The 21,796-nt window shown below is 37.5% G+C and carries 19 protein-coding genes and 2 tRNA genes; 10 read left to right on the top strand and 11 right to left on the bottom strand.

The window, feature by feature from the left end; translation table 11 throughout:
• Positions 1-29: 29 nt before the first annotated feature.
• From MKJ01_RS14035 to MKJ01_RS14015, 5 genes are all read right to left on the bottom strand, one after another.
• Positions 30-590: a sugar O-acetyltransferase gene (locus MKJ01_RS14035; RefSeq protein WP_241632662.1), complete on the bottom strand. Its 561-nt coding sequence runs from the start codon at positions 588-590 to the stop codon at positions 30-32.
• Between the two features lie 96 nt (positions 591-686).
• Positions 687-1,583: a GLPGLI family protein gene (locus MKJ01_RS14030; protein WP_241614726.1), complete on the bottom strand. Its 897-nt coding sequence runs from the start codon at positions 1,581-1,583 to the stop codon at positions 687-689.
• 3 nt (positions 1,584-1,586) lie between these two features.
• On the bottom strand, positions 1,587-2,411 hold the full coding sequence (locus tag MKJ01_RS14025; protein WP_241614725.1) for a GLPGLI family protein: 825 nt from the start codon (positions 2,409-2,411) through the stop codon (positions 1,587-1,589).
• 91 nt (positions 2,412-2,502) lie between these two features.
• Positions 2,503-4,317 carry a M56 family metallopeptidase gene (locus tag MKJ01_RS14020; RefSeq protein WP_241614724.1) on the bottom strand — a complete coding sequence of 605 codons (1,815 nt, stop codon included), beginning with the start codon at positions 4,315-4,317 and terminating at the stop codon, positions 2,503-2,505.
• A gap of 6 nt (positions 4,318-4,323) precedes the next feature.
• Positions 4,324-4,689 carry a BlaI/MecI/CopY family transcriptional regulator gene (locus tag MKJ01_RS14015; RefSeq protein ID WP_241614723.1) on the bottom strand — a complete coding sequence of 122 codons (366 nt, stop codon included), beginning with the start codon at positions 4,687-4,689 and terminating at the stop codon, positions 4,324-4,326.
• Between the two features lie 331 nt (positions 4,690-5,020).
• Here MKJ01_RS14015 and MKJ01_RS14010 point away from each other — a divergent pair, with 331 nt between their 5' ends.
• Together MKJ01_RS14010 and MKJ01_RS14005 are read left to right on the top strand one after the other, a co-directional pair.
• Positions 5,021-5,602: a hypothetical protein gene (locus MKJ01_RS14010; protein ID WP_241614722.1), complete on the top strand. Its 582-nt coding sequence runs from the start codon at positions 5,021-5,023 to the stop codon at positions 5,600-5,602.
• A gap of 146 nt (positions 5,603-5,748) precedes the next feature.
• On the top strand, positions 5,749-5,955 hold the full coding sequence (locus MKJ01_RS14005) for a DUF2945 domain-containing protein (protein WP_241614721.1): 207 nt from the start codon (positions 5,749-5,751) through the stop codon (positions 5,953-5,955).
• 48 nt (positions 5,956-6,003) lie between these two features.
• On the opposite strand, the gene MKJ01_RS14000 is transcribed toward MKJ01_RS14005, so the two are convergent.
• The 3 genes from MKJ01_RS14000 to MKJ01_RS13990 all read right to left on the bottom strand — a co-directional run bounded on the left by MKJ01_RS14000 (position 6,004) and on the right by MKJ01_RS13990 (position 6,877).
• Positions 6,004-6,414, bottom strand: a complete 411-nt coding sequence (locus tag MKJ01_RS14000) for a hypothetical protein (RefSeq protein WP_241614720.1) — start codon at positions 6,412-6,414, stop codon at positions 6,004-6,006.
• A 276-nt stretch (positions 6,415-6,690) separates the two neighbouring features.
• Positions 6,691-6,763 (bottom strand) — tRNA-Met (locus tag MKJ01_RS13995).
• Positions 6,764-6,804: 41 nt separating this feature from the next.
• Positions 6,805-6,877, bottom strand: a tRNA-Met gene (locus tag MKJ01_RS13990).
• Positions 6,878-6,978: 101 nt separating this feature from the next.
• Here MKJ01_RS13990 and MKJ01_RS13985 point away from each other — a divergent pair.
• From MKJ01_RS13985 to prmC, 4 genes are read left to right on the top strand one after another with little or no spacing between them, the layout of a single operon-like run.
• Complete coding sequence (locus tag MKJ01_RS13985) at positions 6,979-7,590, top strand: L-threonylcarbamoyladenylate synthase (RefSeq protein ID WP_241614719.1); 612 nt, start codon at positions 6,979-6,981, stop codon at positions 7,588-7,590.
• Between the two features lie 46 nt (positions 7,591-7,636).
• A complete protein-coding gene (locus MKJ01_RS13980; RefSeq protein WP_241614718.1) occupies positions 7,637-8,338 on the top strand; it encodes a CPBP family intramembrane glutamic endopeptidase in 702 nt (233 codons plus the stop codon).
• Between the two features lie 3 nt (positions 8,339-8,341).
• A complete protein-coding gene (yaaA, locus tag MKJ01_RS13975; RefSeq protein WP_241614717.1) occupies positions 8,342-9,100 on the top strand; it encodes a peroxide stress protein YaaA in 759 nt (252 codons plus the stop codon).
• A complete protein-coding gene (prmC, locus tag MKJ01_RS13970) occupies positions 9,101-10,036 on the top strand; it encodes a peptide chain release factor N(5)-glutamine methyltransferase (RefSeq protein ID WP_241614716.1) in 936 nt (311 codons plus the stop codon).
• 72 nt (positions 10,037-10,108) lie between these two features.
• On the opposite strand, the gene MKJ01_RS13965 is transcribed toward prmC, so the two are convergent.
• The 3 genes from MKJ01_RS13965 to MKJ01_RS13955 form a co-directional block, all read right to left on the bottom strand.
• Positions 10,109-10,750: a rhomboid family intramembrane serine protease gene (locus MKJ01_RS13965; RefSeq protein WP_241614715.1), complete on the bottom strand. Its 642-nt coding sequence runs from the start codon at positions 10,748-10,750 to the stop codon at positions 10,109-10,111.
• 24 nt (positions 10,751-10,774) lie between these two features.
• Positions 10,775-13,366 (bottom strand): DNA gyrase/topoisomerase IV subunit A, encoded by a 2,592-nt coding sequence (locus MKJ01_RS13960; RefSeq protein WP_241614714.1) that lies wholly within the window; start codon positions 13,364-13,366, stop codon positions 10,775-10,777.
• Between the two features lie 68 nt (positions 13,367-13,434).
• A complete protein-coding gene (locus MKJ01_RS13955; RefSeq protein ID WP_241614713.1) occupies positions 13,435-15,327 on the bottom strand; it encodes a DNA topoisomerase IV subunit B in 1,893 nt (630 codons plus the stop codon).
• A 271-nt stretch (positions 15,328-15,598) separates the two neighbouring features.
• Between MKJ01_RS13955 and MKJ01_RS13950 the strand changes: the two genes are divergently transcribed.
• The 4 genes from MKJ01_RS13950 (at position 15,599) to MKJ01_RS13935 (ending at position 21,746) form a co-directional block, all read left to right on the top strand.
• Complete coding sequence (locus MKJ01_RS13950) at positions 15,599-16,318, top strand: LytTR family DNA-binding domain-containing protein (RefSeq protein WP_241614712.1); 720 nt, start codon at positions 15,599-15,601, stop codon at positions 16,316-16,318.
• Between the two features lie 439 nt (positions 16,319-16,757).
• Entirely contained in the window at positions 16,758-17,978 is a 1,221-nt protein-coding gene (locus MKJ01_RS13945; RefSeq protein WP_241614711.1) for a T9SS type A sorting domain-containing protein, read from the top strand.
• Positions 17,979-18,124: 146 nt separating this feature from the next.
• The gene (locus tag MKJ01_RS13940; protein ID WP_241614710.1) at positions 18,125-21,043 is read left to right on the top strand and encodes a histidine kinase; all 2,919 of its coding nucleotides are present in this window, start codon (positions 18,125-18,127) and stop codon (positions 21,041-21,043) included.
• Positions 21,012-21,746 (top strand): LytTR family DNA-binding domain-containing protein, encoded by a 735-nt coding sequence (locus tag MKJ01_RS13935; protein ID WP_241614709.1) that lies wholly within the window; start codon positions 21,012-21,014, stop codon positions 21,744-21,746. Before MKJ01_RS13940 ends, MKJ01_RS13935 begins: the two co-directional genes overlap by 32 nt.
• Positions 21,747-21,796 lie beyond the last annotated feature (50 nt).

Genomic DNA, 21,796 nt, shown 5'->3' with positions numbered 1-21,796 from the left:
TCGGAAACAAAGTTTCCGAGCCGTACTTGTTAATTATCAATATTCTTTATTATCTTACAAGGGTTCCCTACCGCTACGACATTGTCAGGAATATCTTTGGTCACCACACTTCCCGCGCCGATTACGGAATTATTCCCAATGGTAACTCCCGGCAATACCACGACATTTCCTCCGAACCATACATTATCTCCCACGGTAATCGGATGTGCCGATTCTAAGCCCTGGTTTCTCTGTTTTACATCAAGCGGATGACTGGCCGTGTAGAAACTGCAGTTAGGACCTATAAATACATAATTTCCAAAAATTACTTTAGCACAGTCCAGAATGACAAGATTATGATTGGAATAAAAATGTTCACCTATTTCGATGTTGTATCCGTAATCACACCAGAAGTTGGGTTCGATACAAATATGTTCTTCAGTTTTACCTAAAATACTTTTGATCAACGTTTTTCTTCCTTGCAGATCTGAATTTTTCAGCTGATTGTATTCCAGGCAGAGATCTTTAACGGTCATCCGTTCATTAATCAGTTGCTGATCGTAGTTAGCGTCATATAAAAATCCGTTCTCACATTTTTCTTTTTCTGTCATAATTCTTATTTTATATTTGGGTATTGTTACAATATAATAAAAAGAAAGCAGGATGAAAAAATAACTTTCACCCTGCTTTCAAAAAATGAAACATTTCTACTGATACAAATCCGGTTCAATAGGATTGTTGTTCTTTTTAAAACCTTCTTTTATGTTTTTCTCCATTTCCCGGAACACCTGATTCGGATCTGAAATTTCTTTTCCGTCTGCAGTTTTTGTTTTGAAAACAACTTTGTTCGTATCCGTATTTTTCATCATCATTTCCCGCATATTTTTCGTTGGATCGTTGACGTAGGCTTTCCAGACTTTTTTGAACTGGCTTTTATTGATTTCAATGTCTTTCCCGCCCATTCCATAGACCTGTATTCCCTGCGGAAGCTCCGGTTCTTTATCTGTAGCTATCGTAATCGTTTTATTTCCGACCAGCGTCATCAAATGGGAACCTGTGCTGTCTTCAATTTTAACAATCAGACCGGGAAGTCCGTAAAACTTATAAGGGCCGTCCTGAAACGGAAGCTCTGTGGAAAACCATGCTGTCCATTCCCTTCCTCCGAAACTGGTTGTGGCTTTTTGGGCAGTATACGCTCCTATCTTCTGTTTGTCAGGAAGAATTTTCCATTCCGGTTTTTTGTCTTCTTCAATTTTATAACTGTCGGACGAAACTTTCATAAAGAGACAGGTCTTAAAATCGGGATATTGCTTGGTTACTTTATAAGAAACCTGTCCCGGCTTATCTCTTCTGTTGATACTTATATTCCCGGGGCTGAGTTTCAACTGTTTTTCCAGATCGGCTTTTGATGTTGAATCGGATACAAATTTATCACGGCTGTAATAGCGGGAGCCGCTTTTATTAATATCCAGCAGCATCATTTCCGTTTTAACACCAGCTTTATCAGTAGAATCAGGAATGAACTTATATTCATAAAAAAAGCGGGTTTGCCCAAATATGCCGAATCCTATGGTAAGGAATACTACTGTAAAAATTTTATACATTATTTAGATCGTATTAAGTTCAATTTTATTATTATCTTTTTTCATTCTTTCTTTGATCCGTTTTTCCTGATCCTTCATATTGGGATTCTGCCCCTCTTTCATAATCATCACCGCGCCTCCCATCTGTATTTGTTTTAGACCTTTGGTAGGATAATCTTCATATTCCTTGACCAATTTGCCGTATTGTTTGGAATTCACTGAAATTTCATGCGACCCAAAAATGTCTTCAGGAATAGAACTGATGCTTTTTACAGCCTGTAGCATAAAACGATGAGATTGAGTCTGATCTTCCAGTTTCACGATGAGCCCGGGAAGTCCATGAAATTTATAAGGGCCGTCTTGAATCGGGATATCCGTCGTAAACCAGGCATACCAATGCCTTCCTGCAAAATCAGTCTCTGCTTTTTGTGTTGACCATTCCCCGATTTTCAGTTTTTCCGAAGTCATTGTCCATACTATCGGCCTTTCTTCAGAAACCTTATACTGATCCCTTAAAATCCTGTTATGAAAAAAGACTTCATATTTAGGATATGTTTTTGAAACCGTATATCGTACCAGACCTTTACGGTTATCAGATTTTACATTCATTGACCCTGAGGCTGCCAACTGTTTTTCCAGATCAACTTTCATTAAAGAATCTGACCGGTAAACCGTATAACTATAAAATTTAGAACCCGATTTCGAGACGTCAAGATTCATCATTTCTTTTTTTATATCAGAAATATTGGCAGAATCAGGGATGAAGCTGTAATCATAGGTAAAACGCTGGTTCTGTGCATTGAAAAGCACGCTTAGAAATAAAAAAAGAAAAAAACGGTTTCTCATCATCTATATTTTGTATTATAAAAGCACTGTCGATGCAGAATGTTAAAATCTGAAATTATATCATCGACAGCGCTCAGTTGAAATTGGTTGATCATTATTTTTTTGCCTCGATTCTTATTTCTCCTGTCGTCATGCCTCCGTCGACTGTTTTTTTATAGATATTCATTCTTTCAATCTTCCCGGGATCCAGAGCCTGCATTTCCTGATCCGTAATTTCTTTGCCGTCGAAATATATTTTGATATCTTCCGTGCCTTTGACATTTTTAGTTCCGGATGTAAGCATAGAATTTTTTTTATGGTTGATCCTGATATTATTTGTTGCGGTCAGCTTAAAAAATTTATCATCCTGTAAACCCTTTATAGTATTGCTGTAGATGTAAACTTTTCTATTTCCGTCCAAAGCTCTTCTTTCCGCTTCCAGTTTTGCTTTTTCTCCTTCAAGCTTCGCTCTTTTTTCTTCCAGCTTCGCTCTTTCTTTTTCCAGTTTTGCTCTTTTTTTTGCAGTTGCCGCAGATTCTGTAGCATTTGACTCTGACAGCCTGAAAGATTTTTCCATCTCAGGAGACCATTTCATATCTCCACTATCCTTGAAAGTATATACTTTTACTTTAGGAGCATTTGGTGACGTTGGCGAGATGTTGGGAAAGTTAAAGTTAAAATCAGACATTTCTCTGGTTCTGGGTTCGCTTCGAGTGATAATTTCCCAATCAACAGTTTTTTTCACCTTTTTATTGATTTTAAAATCCTGATCCAATGTATGCATCATTTCATCATCACTCATCTTTACTGTTTCAGCAGCTAATACAGCGATTTCCTTTACTTTAGCTTGAAACTCTTCACTATCAGGCTCAAGATCCTTCAGTCCTTTACCCTTTTCAGCAATATCTTTATGTAACGCTGAAATCCTTTTTTGATTTTCTTTTACATCTTTTGGAGATACAGCCGTATTATTTTTTGGTTTCGGAGCAATCGTATCTTTCTTAATGATCGTTTTATCTTCTTTTTTAATCTGAGAGACAGCTTTCTCAATTTCGATATTCGTAGCTTTGATTTCCTGATTCTTAGCATTTACCAGATAGGCAAAAGCTACAGAAAACACTACCGGCAATGCAAAAATTCTGCGCACATATCCGAACTTGGTTTTTGGTTTTTGTAACATTTTAAGTCGTTTTTTTAGGTTTGAACTGAGAAACGGACTGGCTGCCGGCAACGCTGTTCCGGAAAAGTGGCTGGCTAAGAGCATTTGCGCAAATGCTTTGGTGTCCGATTGTCTGACGGCTTTGTGATCCGCCAAATATTCATGAATTAAACTGATTTCTTTTTTGATGATATGAAAAAAGGGATTGAACCAGAAAACAGCCGTTAGGATTTCAATAAATACTTTATCTGATGAGTGTTTCTGTTCGATATGCACCATTTCATGTTTAAGAATCTGCTTTCCGACATCTGAATTCAGCATAATGGAATTCTTCCAGAACAGATTCCTGAAATAGGAAAAAGGGGCGTCATTTAAATCCGTACTATAAAAGTTAATCCCGTCAAAAGTTTCTTTATAAAACTGGGTTTTCAGCTGCCGGATCTTTATTATTCCATGGATAAACCTCCCTAAATAAAAGAGAGAAACCAGCCCCACAGCTGAAAGAATAATTCTAAAATAAATGTAATCATGGCCTGAATTTTTATTAAAAACCTGTACTGTATCAATAAGCCGGTATATATTACTGCTCACTTCAACGGTAAAATCTTCAATCCTTATCACAGGAAGCAAGATCGAGATCAGCATGGCAGACAAAAGATAAAACCGGTTGTAATGATGAAACGTCTTATCTTTTAAAGACAACCGATAGTACAGAAATGTTACACCGGAGCATACAATTACTTTTCCGAAATATAAAAGTACAGTTTCCATAATCTGTCAGTTTTTCTTTTTGAGTTCGTTCAGCAGCATTTCGAGATCTTCTACGGTCATTTCATTTTTTTCTACCAGAAAAGAAACCGCATTTTTATAGGAACCTTTAAAATAGTTCTTCACAAGGCTTTTCATTGTTTTCCCGGAATACTGTTCTTTAGAAACCAATGGAAAATATTCATGCTGTCTCCCGTACACATTATAGTCTACGAATTCCTTTTCCTTTAATACCTTTAAAATCGTAGAGACGGTATTGGTATGCGGCTTGGGTTCAGGAAAAAGATCAAGGATCTCTTTAAGAAATCCTTTTCCAAGTTTCCACACATATTGCATTACCTGCTCTTCCGCTTTTGTTAAAGTCTGATTTTTCATTACTTTTTCACTTTATCATTATTGTGACAATCATCCCTGTTTCATTATCACTAACAAATTAGTTATACAAATGTAAAAATAAAATGGATTTGAACAACTATTTTTTTAGTGATAAATTTATTTATTATTTAATAAATTGAAAATCAGCACAATAAATTTATCTAATTTTTTCTCAAACAGTATTCAGATAAAATAATGATCTTAAAATATGCACCAATATTAACCAAAAAGATTAAAATTCTTAAAAGTTGTTAATTTTTATTGTATAAAATTAAAATGAAATGGGTCAAACTCGGAAAATATATTTATTTTAGTGCTTTAAAAATTTCTCATGAAAAGATATAATTTATTGATTGTACTATTACTACTCATTTTTAACGTTACTACAGCTCAAAAGAAAGGCTCTCCTGCAGCGGATTTCAGTGTCGTAGGTGAAACAAAAAATAAAATTGAAAATACGGTTCCTTTGGTCATTAAGCATTTAAAAGAAATAAGTGAAAAAGAAAATGATCCCAACATCATCAGCAACGGAACCACAGCTTTAGCAAAAGAATATGGAAAAGTGGAACTGGAATGGCGTCTTTACAGAGGAAATATGAACAACTGTATCCTGAACAACTCTTCCAAAAAGGCGAAGAAGTGCATGGAATACCATACTTCAATGTTAAGAGGAACTTTGATCAATTACAACAATTACATTACCAATCTTACCAGAAAGAACGGTTACCTGGGCGTAGAAGGAGATACTAAATTTGATTTCAACCCGTCTGAAATTACTACAAAGCTGAATGAATCTTATTTTAACGGAAATGATGCTGCCAACAGAATGAAGAGAGGACAGAAAAAAGAATTCCTGGGCCAGACTATGGCTGATGACAATGCACTTAAACCTTTTAACCAACTGGCTCAATAATACAGATGCTGTTATTAAAATAAATCATAAGATCCCGCTTTTAAGCGGGATTTTTCATATCCGGTTACAAGAGTATACTGCATATATGGGAAATTACTGTAATGGCATAATAAATGATCATTACCTCTGAATTTAAATGATATATTATGAGCAGTTTAAAAAAGGGAGATATGGTAAGATGGAATTCCAGCTATGGTGAGACGCACGGAAAAATTATGCATATCCATACAAAAGACTTTACTTTTATGAACAGGCAAAGGCGCGCTTCAGAAGAAGAACCACAATATGAGGTGATGAGTGAAAAGACCGGGAAATCAGCCGTGCATAAAGCTTCCGCACTTAAAAAAATGTAAATTGCCACAGCTTTACTGTGGCAATTTATTGTAAGACTAACAATGGATCTACTTTATTTTATCATAAATAAATTTGGTAATGATTGCACCAAAAAGATAATAGGCTACAGTCATTACTTTTTTCTGGTTATTTTCAGCCACCGGCGTATCATCCAGGCCCATTTTTTCAGGCAGTGCGACGGCTCCCAATCCCATTAGAACCCCGGAAGCAATGTTGAAGTCAGTGGTTGCCGTGGCGGCATAGTACATTCCGTTTCCGATTACATCGCCAGCTAAGGTTGCAGCATACAGCTGATCATGGTTGGTTACTTTCATATCCACTTTATCCAAAGCCTTATTTAAAGCTTCTTCGCCCACTTTATTAATCTCGGGGACATTGTCGAAATTTTTCCTGATCGCTTCGTGGAGCAGGCTGAGCGCAACGGCACCTCCTAAGCCCGCAAGGAATTTCTTATACATACTATTATCGTCTTTTAATGATTGTTACCATTGATCAGCATAAATTACGCCATTAAAGCCGGTCAAACATAAAAAACTATAAATAAATGCAAAAGATGTATGAAAACAAAAATTCCTTTTTCTCATAAGGTAAAACAATAAGATAAAATATGGTATCACTGAAACAAATCGATATCATTGTTTCTGCAATAATCATCTAATTGTATCAGGATTTTAAAATTCAATATCCTGAAAATAAAAAAGAGTATTACACAACTGTAATACTCTTACCTGTAGTAGCGGGAACCGGACTCGAACCGATGACCTTCGGGTTATGAGCCCGACGAGCTACCTACTGCTCCATCCCGCGGTGTATCTTTAGAAGTGCTTACCGAAAGCACTTAAACTTAGTAGCGGGAACCGGACTCGAACCGATGACCTTCGGGTTATGAGCCCGACGAGCTACCTACTGCTCCATCCCGCGATATTGGATTGCAAATATACGACAATATTTTGAAAATCCTAATTTTTCTTGACTATTAAAGACTTTTATGGAAATTATTTTAATATTCGTATCTTTGAAGTATGGCAAAGATATTGAGAATATATCCTGATAATCCACAGGAAAACCTTATCAATGAGGTTATTAAAACACTAAACAATGGAGGGTTAATTATTTATCCTTCTGATACGGTATATGCATTAGGCTGTAATATTTTTGATATAAAAGCGATGGAAAAGCTGGCCCAGATCAAAAAACTTAAGCTGGAAAAAGCCCAGTTCTCCATTATCTGTAATGATCTCAGCCATCTTTCGGATTTTACAAGACCGATTAATACTTCGGTGTTCAGGTTTTTGAAAAGCCACTTGCCCGGACCTTTTACCTTTATCCTTGAAGCCAACAAAAGTTTACCTTTGGCATATAAAAATCATAAGACCATCGGCATCCGTGTTCCGGATCATCCGATTCCGCAACTTATTGTTGAAAAGTTAGGACATCCGATTGCATCAACTTCCATTAAAGATGATGATGAGATTATTGAATACTCCACAGATCCCGAACTGATCGCAGAAAAGTATGACCACCTGGTGGATATTGTCATCGATTCAGGATATGGAGATAATGTAGCATCAACAATTGTAGACCTCACTTCCGGAGAACCGGAACTGATCAGACAGGGAAAAGGCGAAATTTAATATTGAGGTTCTTATTTTAAATTGTCTGTTGACAAATCGGTCATTTATGAGTCTGAACGGAAAATATTCTTTAGGAATTCTGCTCACTTTTGTATTGCTGACGCTGGTTATGCTGTATGCCATACCTGTTATCAATACCATGATGGGAACTGCAGGCATTACTTCAGAAAAGTTCTTTTATACAAGATTGGCATTGTGGGTTGTTTTAATTCTAATCTTTTTATATACTTTTTTTGTTGAAAAACAGTCATTCCTGCTTTGGAAAGAGAGAAAATATCCTATTGCATTTTATCTGGCTACCATTACCAAAATGTATTTTACCTGTCTTATCGGGGGAGGTTTTCTGAGCGCATTGGTTCAAATGTTAACCCACGAAAAGTTCAGCAATACTTTACTGAATTTAATTTTAATTTTTAAAAACAATTATGCACTGATTGTATGGACCTGTATAACAGCTGGTGTCGTGGAAGAATTTCTGATGCGCGGATATATACAGCCAAGGCTTGAAAAAATATATCACAACCCCTATTTCGGAATCATTATTTCCGCCGTTTTATTCGGAATGCTCCACAGCACTTACGGAACGGTTGCTCAGGTGCTTATCCCGTTCTTTATCGGAGTTGTTTTCGCTGCATTTTATAAATTTTATTCTAACATTAAAATTTTGATCATCTGTCATTTTATGTATGATTTTATCTCATTGATGCTGATGAACTTTATTCATTTTAAATCTATATCTGCATTATAATCTATGAAAATCATAACATCACCTGCCAAATTAATGAATGTAGAAAACTCAACAGACCTGTTGAAAGCCTCAACTCCTAAGTTCATCGAACAGGCAGAATTTATACAATCTCATTTAAAACATAAATCTCCGAAATATCTTTCTGAACTGATGGAAATCTCGCCAAAGCTGGCGGATGAAAACTGGGAAAGGAACCAGAAATGGAAACCCAAGCCTACGGCAAAGGAATCCGCTCCTGCCCTATATGCTTTCACCGGGGAAGTATACAGAGGGCTGGATGCTAAAACCCTGGATAAAAATGCAGTAGATTATTTACAGAAAAATTACAGGATTCTTTCCGGACTTTACGGCCTGTTAAAACCTTCTGACAAGGTCATGCTTTACCGGCTGGAAATGGGCAGGCCATTCAAATTTGAAGATTACCACAACTTGTATGAATTCTGGAAAGAAAAAATAACCGAACAGCTGAATTCAGAACTTAAGAAGAACGAAATCCTTCTCAACCTGGCCAGCCAGGAATACTTTAAAGTCATTGACCGTAAAAAAATCACCAACCCGATTGTTGATTTTGAATTTTATGAATTAAAAGAAGGAAAGCTTAAAACCATCGTTGTCTATACGAAACATGCAAGAGGAATGGTTGTAAGATTCTGCGCCCAGACCCAGGCGAAAACACTGAATGACGTAAAAGCTTTCAATTACGAAGGCTACAGGATCGATGAAGAGAAATCAACGGATACAAAATTGGTTTTTACAAGATAAATGACGATTTCAGAATTTAAAAATTATTGTAAGGAACAGCTTTCGGAATTGTATACAGATTCGGAAAGTGCTTTCTTATGTACGGTTTTCATTGAAAAAACCGTAGGATTCAATTCATTTTACCAAAGGAGATTTGCTGACCAGCAACTTTTAGCTGATGATGAAAACAAACTCAAAGAAATTATTTCTGAATTAAAGACCGGCAAACCCTATCAGCATATTCTCGGGGAAACCGACTTTTACGGAATGACATTCTTCGTAAATGAAAATGTGCTGGTTCCCCGTCCTGAAACTGAGGAACTGCTGGAGCTGGCCATTAAAGAAATAACAAAGTATATTTCAAGAATCCGACAAGTTGATGTACAATCAGAGCAAACAGGCCATCCAAACACCCAAACATCAGGCTCTTCTTCGGTCGAAAATCCCGAATTAAAAAAAATAAAGATTCTCGACATCGGAACAGGCAGCGGGGTGATTCCTCTCGTGTTAAAAAAACATTTTCCGCAGGCTGAACTAACCTCTGTTGATTTTTCTGAAAAAGCCCTGGAAACAGCCCGGAAAAATGCTGAGTTCTATCGGCTGGAAGTGAATTTTATTCATGCGGACTACCTGAATTATGATCTTAATGAAAACTTTGATGTGATCATTTCAAATCCTCCTTACATCGGGATAGAAGAAGAAAATGAGATTGCTGATTCAGTGAAAGAATTTGAACCGAAAATGGCCCTCTTCTCTCCTACGGATGATGCATTGATTTTCTACAGGAAAATTGCAGAACATGCCGGAAAATATCTTAATGAAAACGGACTGCTGTTTTTAGAAATCAACCAAAAGCTCGGTCCGGAAACGCTTGAACTCTACAAGAACGGCTTTTCAGAAGCTCTTCTGATAAAAGATTTATCCAGGAATGACCGGTTTGTTTTTGGAAGGAAATAATGATTTTCAATCGTGAAAAATAAAAAAGAAAGCAGTGAATCCACTGCTTTTTATTTGATCGAATAGTATAATTTATCCTATTTTTTTCTTCACAAAGATCTGATAAGCTAAATAAACTAAAGGAAGCGACATTACTGCTAAAAAGTACAGATTACTTAATGCAAGTTGCGGATGCATTACAATTGAATACACCAATCCGAAAAAAGCTCCTCCTAAATGTGCAGAATGCCCAAGGTTATCCCATTGTTTCGGGTTAAGCATCATATATACTGAATATCCGAAATATAATGTTCCAAAGATCCAACCGGGTAAAAAGTTCACACTGATTTCATTTGGAGCCATTGCGATAGAGGCAAAAATTATCCCAGATACAGCACCAGAAGCACCAATTGCAGAATACCAAGGTTGGTTTTTATAAATCATTAAACTGAACAGATTTCCTAAAAGCAATGAACCGAAATAAATAATTATAAAACCAATAGTTCCGAAGTACATCGTCACAGCGCCCTGAAAGAAATACAGAGACAGCATATTGAAAAATAAATGCATAAAATCGGCATGAAGAAAGGCAGAAGAAATTAACCTTACATATTCTTTTCTGCTATTGATAGCACTTACATTAAATTTATATTTTTCAAAGATATTAACGTTATTCATTCCTACATAACTTATGATGCAGGTAATAGCTATTATAAATAAAACAATCGGATTCATAATTTTTAATTTTTATTTCTATCATCATTTTTCTAAAATTCCTTCATCACTCTCGAACAGATCCCCGATTGTACCGCCGTCATCTTCAGATTCTGTCCGTTCAGGTTCTTCATACTGTTCCGGCTCCTCTTCCTCTTCCGATTCAGGAATGGTAAAATTAATGGTTTTTACCTTGAACTTCGTAAACTGGTTACCGATCGCTTTAATTCCTTTTACGGCAATAAACTCATCAATAGTTATGGTTTCAGGCTCACGTTCTTTTCCTTTGTCTTTGGCAAAAATAATTTCAGCCGTTACACCATTTGAAACAATGATCGTTTCAATAAACGATTTAGGATGTTCCGAAGGCATGAAGGTCTGAACATTCGGTGTGTTTTCAAACAGGAACCTTTTGATAAAATAAATATCTTTATCACCATCGAAATAGATGCACGTCACAGGCTGGTTCGGACGCCATTTCTCAAGGACCAGATACTGGTCGTCAAAACGGTTCCCCAGATCAAAAGAAACCAGCTTGGCCTCTCCGTTGGTGTTGACCGTCAGGATCTTGTCATCCCCTTTAAAAGTCCCCAGTAAAGTTCCTCTTCCGTCTGCATTCAGTCTCCTCACCGTATCATCAAACCAAATTTTTCTCGGTGCCAGAGTAGATACGCCCTCTTCTTTGAGATCTACTTTTTTTATTGCAAACTTGGTCACCAGGTTCCCTTTGGTATCACGGCCTTTGATTGCCAGTTCGGAGAAATCGATATCCATTTTGCTCTTTCTGATTCTGGGGTTCGGCTTCAGAAGGACGCTTACGGTTTCCGCCTCACCATTTGGATTGGCTGAAAAATACAGCATTTCCGAACCTTTTTTATCTGAAGCTAAAGGATAATCCGTATTTCGGGTAACGCCTGTTACAAAGAAACGTTTCATGTAATAAGGACCTTCACGCCCTTCCCGGTATATCATATTGTAAACCGTCCGCTTATCATTTTTCTTCCAGATAGCGACATGAAGGATATCTTTACCGATGAACGTCTTGGCTTCGACTTTTACCACTTTCATGCTTCCGTCTTTCCTGAATGTAATGATATCGTCAATATCAGAACAGTCAAACAGATATTGGTCCTTTTTCAGCGAGGTACCGATAAAACCTTCTTCAAAATTGGCATAGAACTTTTCATTCGCAACGGCTACTTTTGTGGCATCGATAGTATCAAAAATTCTGAGCTCGGTTTTTCTCTGCCGTTCTTTACCGTATTTCTTCTGGATGTTCAGGTAATAATCAATCGCATACTGGACCAGATGGGCAAGATGGTTTTTTACCTGTTCTATTTTACCTTCAAGGGCCGCAATATTTTCTTTGAATTTATCCAGATCGAACCTTGAAATTCTTTTGATTCTTATTTCGGTCAGCCTTAAAATATCTTCTTCAGTAACGGCTCTCAAAAGATGTTGGGTGTGAGGTCTCAGGCCTTTGTCAATTGTCTTTAACACCTCTTCCCATGTTTTTACTTCTTCAATATCATGGTAAATTCTGTTTTCAATAAAGATTCTTTCCAATGAAGAAAAATGCCAGCTTTCCTGTAATTCGTGAAGCTCAATTTCCAATTCTTTTTTAAGCAGTGAAACCGTATGGTCCGTATTCATCCTTAAAATCTCAGACACATTCAGGAACATCGGCTTATCCCCGACAATCACACAGGCATTAGGGGAAATCGTAACCTGGCAGTCGGTAAATGCATAAAGGGCATCAATGGTCTTATCCGGTGAAACATCATTATGAAGATGGATCAGGATTTCCACTTTGTCTGAAGTATTATCTTCAATTTTTTTAATCTTGATCTTGCCTTTCTCATTGGCTTTCAGCACTGAATCAATAAGGTCGCTCGTTGTTTTGGAATAGGGAAGCTCCGTGATAATCAGGGTATGCTTATCCAATGGCGAAATTTTCGCCCGGGCTCTTACTTTCCCGCCTCTGTGACCGTCATTGTATTCAGAAACATCAAGGTAGCCTGCCGTTAAAAAATCAGGGAAAAGTTCAAATTTCTTTCCTTTTAAATAGGCTACTGAAGCTGTAATCAATTCATTGAAATTATGCGGAAGAATTTTTGTAGAAAGTCCTACTCCGATTCCTTCAACGCCTTGGGCAAGAAGCAACGGAAATTTTACCGGAAGGTCAATCGGTTCATTATTTCTGCCGTCATACGATTTTGCCCATTCCGTCGTTTTGGGATTGAATACTACTTCCAGTGCAAAAGGGGTCAGCCTTGCTTCAATATATCTTGCAGCCGCCGCGGAATCTCCCGTATAGATGTTTCCCCAGTTACCCTGCGTATCAATCAGCAGTTCTCTCTGTCCTATCCCTACCATGGCATCGGTAATAGAAGCATCACCATGCGGGTGATACTTCATGGTATTCCCTACGATGTTGGCCACTTTATTGTAACGTCCGTCTTCCAGCTCCCGCATGGAATGCATGATTCTTCGCTGAACAGGCTTGAAACCGTCGTATACCGAAGGAATTGCCCTGTCTAAAATTACATAAGAAGCATAATCCAGAAACCAGTCTTTATACAGTCCGGAAACTTTCTTTAAGCTTTCACCTTCATGCGGATTTTCTTCTGTCATCATTTGTTATTAACTCTTTTCCCGTTATCGGTTTTATTATTTTTTAATGAGAATTTCAAATTGCCGCTTATTTAAGCCATTTCATCATCAGCTTCGCTAAGCACTTCTTTTTTATTAATGTCAGGATCTTCAACCACCAGATTTTCAAGGATAAATGCCTGACGGTCGGGAGTATTTTTACCCATATAGAATTCCAGCAGCTGCTCAATCGTCTGATCTTTTCCTGCTACTACCGGCTCCAGGCGGATATCTTTCCCGATGAAATGTTTGAATTCATCCGGTGAAATCTCCCCCAGTCCCTTGAACCTTGTGATTTCAGGATTTTTCCCCAATTCGTTCAGTGCTTTGATCCTTTCCGCTTCAGAGTAGCAATACCGGGTTTCTTTTTTATTTCTTACCCTGAATAGAGGCGTCTGAAGAATATAAAGATGTCCGTTTTTGATCAGGTCCGGGAAAAACTGCAGGAAGAATGTAATCATCAGTAGACGGATGTGCATTCCGTCAACATCGGCATCAGTGGCAATAATGACCTGGTTGTACCTTAAATCTTCCAGGCTTTCCTCAATGTTTAATGCAGCCTGAAGAAGGTTGAATTCTTCATTCTCGTATACTACTTTCTTGGTTAAGCCGTAACAGTTCAGGGGTTTCCCTTTTAATGAGAATACGGCCTGGGTTTCCACATCTCTGGATTTAGTGATGGACCCGGAAGCTGAATCTCCCTCGGTAATGAAGATTTGGGTTTCGCCTTTTCTTTCGTTTTTCTGATCGTTGTAATGCTGGCGGCAGTCGCGGAGCTTTTTATTATGGAGCGAAACTTTCTTCGCTCTTTCCCGGGCCAGCTTCTGGATACCGGAAAGCTCTTTTCTTTCGCGCTCAGAGATAATAATTTTTCTTTGGATCGCCTCTGCAACTTCCGGGTTCTTGTGTAGGAAATTATCTAATTTACTTTTTAAGAAGTCAATAATGAATATTCTGACCGTCGGCCCGTTAGGTCCCATATCGTTTGAACCCAGTTTTGTTTTGGTCTGGGATTCAAATACAGGTTCTTCCACATTAATTGAAATAGCAGCAACAATGGACTTCCTGACGTCTGACGCATCAAAGTTCTTATTGAAAAATTCCCGGATGGTTTTTACATACGCCTCCCGGAAAGCATTCAGATGGGTACCTCCCTGCGTTGTATTTTGTCCGTTGACAAACGAGAAATAGGTTTCCGTCTGGGATTTATCGGTATGCGTGATCGCCACTTCGATATCATGATCCTTTAAATGAACAATCGGATAGAGTGTTTCACTTTCCAGTTCTTCATCCAGTAAATCTTTAAGACCGTTTTCAGAATAAAACGTTTCACCGTTGAATACTATTTTCAGTCCCGGATTCAGATAGGCGTAATTGCGCAGCATCCTCTCGATGTATTCTTTCCGGTATTTAAAATTAAGGAAAATATCAGCATCGGGGATAAAGGAAATTTCGGTACCATTACGGTCTGAAGTATCTTTTTCTTCAAAATTTTCAGTAATCAGACCGCGGGAAAATTCGGCAATTTTCATTTTTCCGTCACGGAAAGAGCGTACACGGAAGTATTGAGACAGTGCGTTGACCGCCTTGGTACCCACTCCGTTAAGACCTACCGATTTTTTAAAAGCCTTGCTGTCATATTTTCCTCCGGTATTCATTTTTGAGACTGCGTCCACTACTTTTCCAAGTGGAATCCCACGTCCAAAGTCACGGATCGTAACTTTGCCGTCGTCTAATTTTATTTCAATTCTTTTACCGGATTTCATCCTGAACTCATCGATCGAGTTGTCCAGGATTTCTTTAAGTAAAATGTAGATGCCGTCATCGGCGGAAGAGCCGTCTCCCAGCTTCCCGATGTACATTCCGGGGCGCAGACGGATGTGTTCCTGCCAGTCGAGGGTTCTGATATTATCTTCGGAATAGATTGGATTTGTTTCTTGTGACATATAATTTCAGCAAACATACAAAAGTACGAAATTGTGAAAAATTATCCGAAATTTTTAATTCATTTTTTAACAAAATTTATCCTAAACTCTTGTATAATTATCAATGAAAAGTTATATTTACATTATTCAATACTATGTGAAAAAGACAATATTGTATAAATCTATTGTAACGATCATCAAACTTAGCATTTTAACCTGTATTTTAAAAACACAACTGAACATGGAAAAAAACAAACTAACCTGATATAAGAACAAAAAACAAAACCACACCATGAAAAACACTTTACATGTCTGCATCATTGATGAACAAAACAATGGCGATCCTATTGCCCTGTTGCTAAAAAACGAATTTCCTGAATTTGAAATTGATTTACAAACAGACAGCATTCAGCATGCTTATGATTATCTGTGTAAAAATTCACCGGATCTTTTGTTTGTCGATCTTTTAAAGGCTGATAAAACAGCAGTGGAAATGCTGTCGAAATTCAGAGATACGCTTTCGTCCGTCATCTTCATGACTGATTCTGAAACAACCGCTATCCAGGCCATTAAAAAAGGAGTTACCGATTGCCTGATCAAACCTGTAAAAAATCTTGATTTTGTAATTACCGTTAACAAAGCGATTGAAAATGTAAGGAAACAGAGGGCAGCCATTCTTAACAATGCCATCCATAATAAGATCAACCTTCCTACCCTCCAGGGTTTCAAAAGGGTAAATATTGATGAAATTATCCGGTGTGAAGCAGATTCCAACTATACATTCATTTATTTATCCGATAAATCTAAAGTGATGGTCTCCAAAACATTGTATGATTTTGAAAAACATCTTTCAGAATATAATTTTTTCAGAATCCATCACAAACATCTTATCAACCTTGAGCACCTTAGAGAATACATCAAAGGAAAAGGCGGACAGGTTATCATGGCGGATAACTCTATTTTAGATGTATCGATACGAAAAAAACATGAATTTTTACACGCCATCGCATAAATATATCACAACTATTTGAAAAACAATTACACTCGCTCATTTCCCACAGGCATTAGGTTAACGAAACATTATTTTAATAGAAATTCACAGGGGTTCATATGTTTATAACCTGAACATTGACAGTGAAATATCTACACTAAAAATGCCGATTCAGGATTGATCTGCCTGAATCCAAACAACCTTACTTTGATTTTCAATCATAAATCTATCTCCAGACATATCTATTTAAACATCTGATAAAAAACACTCCACACTTACTCAAAATCATCCGACACTTAATTAATCACTTTAGTGTGATATTATAACGAATGATAGATTTATTCTATGAAATAGCGGTAAAACTAAGACAAAAGAAACGATAGAATCAGACCTTATTAAAAATGAATATTAATTTTTAAAGTTTTTGTTGATTTTTGATGTACAAAATCAATAGCGCGTTATGGTAAAAATATATTTTTCAGCATTGTTCCTTTTATTCGGTAGCTTTCTGTTCAATGCACAAAACGTCCCGCCTTGTTCAGATTTTAATGATCCTTCCAATCCTTATGGAAATTGGGCTCCGTCTGCCCCTCCGAATGGAAATGTAAGCGTAGGTGTAGGCTCCGCAAATGCGCTTGATGGCTCACAGTTTCTGATCATCAAAGATAAATCCGGAGGTTCCTGGTATGAAAACTGGAAAGACTACCAATATCTCGGGAAAAATTTTCTGGGACAGTGTATTTACTTTGATTTTTATCTTGAAAACGACAGTGGCTACGGAATGCCTTATCACCCTTACATTACCCTTTCAGATGGCACAAACAATGCTAGTTTTGTAGCCAGTGTTACTGTAACTCCCGGAAGCGGATGGGTCCGGATAAAAGCTCCGATCCAACTTTCCAGCGGCGGTGTACTTCCAAGCAACTCAGACGGAGCATGGACTATGAGTACGGTAAATGCCGCAATTTTCGACAATATTATTATGAATTCCCAAGTTATTGGCATTACGCCTGACATAACGACGACTCAACAGGAAGTTGTATTTTTCGATAATATTTGTGTAAAACCCTGCGAAGGCTGTAATGAATGTAATTCTAACTTCAAGATCCAGACTACAACAAGCACTTCAGGGAATTATACCGTAGGGCAGGTCTTCCTTGAAAGCACCAATTCTCCAAGCCTTTATAAAGTGGACTGGGGCGACGGAACCTTAGGGGATGTATTAACTTCACATGTTTACACCAACCCGGGAAGCTACACGGTTTGTGTAATACAATATGAGGGAGACAAACCTAAATGCAAAACCTGTCTCTCGATCTGTATTCCGAAACCTGCTCAGGGCGGAGACGGGAAAAACCCGGTTAATGTAAAATCTCCGTTGAATCAGGTCCGGGATATTGCACTGGTAGAAACAGGTATCCCGATCCAAGCGGAATACACTCTTGTTCCGAATCCTGCAAAAAATTACGTGGACGTCATCACGAACCTTTCAAAAAAAGGCTCCGTTTCCATAAGGATCATTGATTCTTCCGGAAAAATTCTAACCAAAAGTTCTGAAACTGTTAACAGCGGAAGACAGAGCATCAGAATTGATACAGAAAAACTGATACAGGGCGTTTATATGGTTGAAGTAAACGCAGAGAATAAAACAAATTTTCAAAAACTGATAATTTCAAAATAGTACCGTTAACAATTAGTATGGAAAGCTGCCTTTTAAGGCAGCTTTCCGTTTTTGCTTTCAGAAGAAATTAAAAATATAAGAGCAAACTTCCATATTTTTTGATATATTTATTTAAACTAATAATTCACGATGAACAGATATAAATAATGTATGTAAAATTATTTTTTATTTTCATTGCTTTATCATTTTCAATATATCAGTCACAGATTCCCGGGCTGATTAACTATAATGAAAATGATGGACTGAACAGTTCCTATAATTATCACCTGAGGCAGGATAAAGAAGGTTTTATTTGGATCGGCAGTGATAACGGCCTGTTTAAATTTGACGGAAAAGAATTCCGGCAGTACGGAAAAGAAGACGGCCTGAAGAACATCGAAGTCATTTCATGCGAACCGCTGCCCAACGGAGAAGTATTTATTATTCCGTTTTTAAACGATTTTGCTTATCTCAAAAACGGGAAGATTATAAATTCCGACATCAACAACCATCTGAAGTACCAGCTGGGAAGTTCCATTCCGGGGGTTGAACGGGATGGCAACCGGCTTTATCTGTACAGCATGAAAAATCCGAAGAACCTTATTGTCTATGAAAACGGAAAAATAAAAAAAATCCCGCTCCTGATCAATTTTCACGGTAAACCGTATTATACCCTGAAGTTTGACGTCCGCAACAAGATCCTTTACCTTCAGAATGATGAAGAAAAAGCCATTACCGCCTATCATACAGTAACCCACCAAATCCGGATTATCCCTTTTGAAAAGTCCGGGTTCATGTTTCACAAAGATAATTTCATAACCTTTCAGGACAAAAACAACCTGCTGCATGTATTCAGGTTCGTCTCACCTTACCGTCTGAAAAAAATCAGGACCTATGCTGTAAAGGAGAAATTCTTCTACACTTTTATCGACAGGAATTATAAATTGTGGGTAAGTCTGGTAAACGGAGGCACCCTGTTTTACAATCAATCGTTAAAAGAAAGCGGACGAAAGCCAATAAAGCCGGTAAAGTTTCTTGATAAATACATCGTTCATCATATTCTTGTGGATAAAGACGACAATGTCTGGTTTAATTCCAGGAATGACGGGCTCTTTTTCATTGCCAGGGCTTTTTTTGAAAATCATATCGGCTTTCCTTTGAAAAACAATTCGGAGTACATTAAGTCCATAGAGAGAAACGGTGAAGATATTGTTTTGGGCTACAACCGGTCGGCAGGGGGAATATACAGAAACGGCAGGTTTCAAAATATTGTTTTTAACCGGTATGATAAGACCGAATGCAGGTCTGTACTGGCAAAAGGTAAATATATCATATTCGGGTTTTCGGATAAATTTCTGGTGTATGATACGGTGAGCAAAACACAGAGCGCAAATATATTAAGTACGAAAAACCTTGTTTCCTATTCATGGAATTCCGTTTTGCTGTGCCTGGTCAACGGACTTTTTACCTATGATTTAAAAACGGGGAATAAAGACCTGATTTTTCCTGAAAGATGCTACACGGCTTTACCTTTTGCCAAAGACAGTTTGTTCGTAGGCAGTTTCAGCGATCTTTACAAAGTAAATGCCAAGACGAAAAGAAAAAAAATATTCCTGAAGGGGTATTATTTTACGGATCTTAAAAAACTGCACGATAATCTTTACGCAGGTGCTACCAACCTCAACGGAATCATTCTGTTCGACTCAAAAGGAATTGTAAAAAAGATAACCGAGCACACGGGGCTGATCAGCGATCAGGTAAAAAAAATCACCGTCGAAAATCAAAATACATTCTGGGCAGGTACAAACTCCGGAATTTCCAGGATTGAACTGAGAGGAAACCGTTTTACGATTAATAACTTTACGAAGACCGACGGCCTTCCATCGAATCTCGTAGCAGGCTGTGTTATGAGGAACGATTCGGTTTTCATCGGTACCTCTAAAGGTCTCGGCAGGTTTTCCATAAAAAAGCTGCTGGTCCAGGAAAAATCCATCAATAAGAAAGTTATTGTGAATTCCGTAAAAATAGGTGATAAAGAGTATTTTGGGGCCAATAAAAAATTGGAGGGTACTTCTCCTGAAGATGTCACTTTTAATGTAAGCTTTCCTGATTATGCTTCACAGGGCAAGATCGGCTACCGTTATCTGGTGGAAGGGCTGAATCATAAGTGGCAGATCAATAATTCATCGAAAATCATTTTAAGTTCACTGCCTCCCGGAAAATATGTCCTGAAAATTTTCGGTTTAGGATACAATGGCAAGGAGTCTTTCCGGTCTACCGATACGGAATTTGAAATTCATCCTCTTTTTTGGCAGACCCGATGGTTTAGATTACTTGTAGCAATACTGGCCATGGTAATTCTTATTCTCGGGATGAGTGTTTATTTTAAAAGGAAGCGCAGTAAAAAGCTGGAAAAGATCTATTATGGGAAAAAGATTGCGGAACTGGAGCTGCAGGCCATCAAGGCACAAATCAACCCTCATTTTATTTATAACTGCCTTAATTCTATTAAATATCTGCTGTTCAAAGAGGATTATGAGGAAACGGAAAATTATCTGGATACATTTTCTCAGCTCATCAGAAAAACACTTTATTATTCGGAACAAACTTTCATGCCTATAAGAGACGAAGCAGAATATCTCTTTTTATATATGGATATGGAAAAACTTCGACAAAATGAACTGTTTGATTATGAAATACATATCTCTGAACAAGTAAACAGGAACTGGATAATTCCCTCATTATTAATTCAACCTTTTGTAGAGAACGCCATAAAACATGGGATTTCCGGTTTGAAGAACCGAAAAGGTTTTATTAAAATATCTTTTGACCATACAGATTCTACCCTCTGCATTACGATTGAAGATAATGGTGACGGGATCAGAATCAAAAATGAATCTTTCGCCGGGAATAATTCTTTTGGGTTAAAATTGTCCCAAAAAAGAATTGAAACCTTTAAACAGCTCTTCGAAACCAATATTATTTTAGAAATCATTAATCTTTCTGAAAAATACGGAAAGCATGGAACACAAATAAAACTTTATATAACATCATATGAAAACGAAAACACAAATTTGCATCATTGATGACGAAAAGCATGGAAGAGATTATATTTCCTTATTGCTGAAAAAAGAATTTTCCGAGCTTGAAATAAGTTTCGAGGCTTCAAGTGTGGAAGAAGCTTACATTTATCTTACCAAAAACTCACCGGACATTTTGTTTCTGGATATCCGGCTGAGTGATGGTACCGCTTTTGATTTACTTGCTAAATTTAAAGAACTGTCCTCTCAAATTATCTTCGTTACAGCTTTTGAGAATTTTGCCATTCAGGCTATTAAAAACGGAGCTACCGATTATCTTTTAAAGCCTATCAAAAAAATTGATTTTATCATTGCAGTCAACAAAGCGCTGGAAAATATAAAAAAAATACAGCCTGCACATAACAATAATCCGTGGCAGGACAATAAAATCACTCTTTCTACCCTGCAGGGATTTAAAGTCGTAGGTATTGCCGATATTATCCGCTGTGAAGCAGATTCCAGTTATACTACCTTTTATCTTACCAATAAAACCAAAATAATGGTTTCCAGGACTCTTCATGAATTTGAACAGGCACTTCCCGAACTTAATTTTTTCAGGATACATCATAAACATCTTATTAATGTGGATCATCTTCAGGAATATATCAAAGGCCGGGGCGGACAGGTTGTTATGAGTGACGGCTCTGTTCTTGACGTTTCATTCCGTCGAAAAAATGATTTCCTTCATAAAATTGGAAATACGGATTAAAATATTCTTTTCGCATTTACTGACCCAGCCCCCGCACTTATTAGTTATAT

The sequence above is a fragment of the Chryseobacterium sp. SSA4.19 genome (assembly GCF_022601875.1).
Classification (GTDB): Bacteria; Bacteroidota; Bacteroidia; order Flavobacteriales; family Weeksellaceae; genus Chryseobacterium.
The sequence above is the reverse complement of the archived record's forward strand: the minus strand, read 5'-3'. Positions and strand labels throughout refer to the sequence as shown.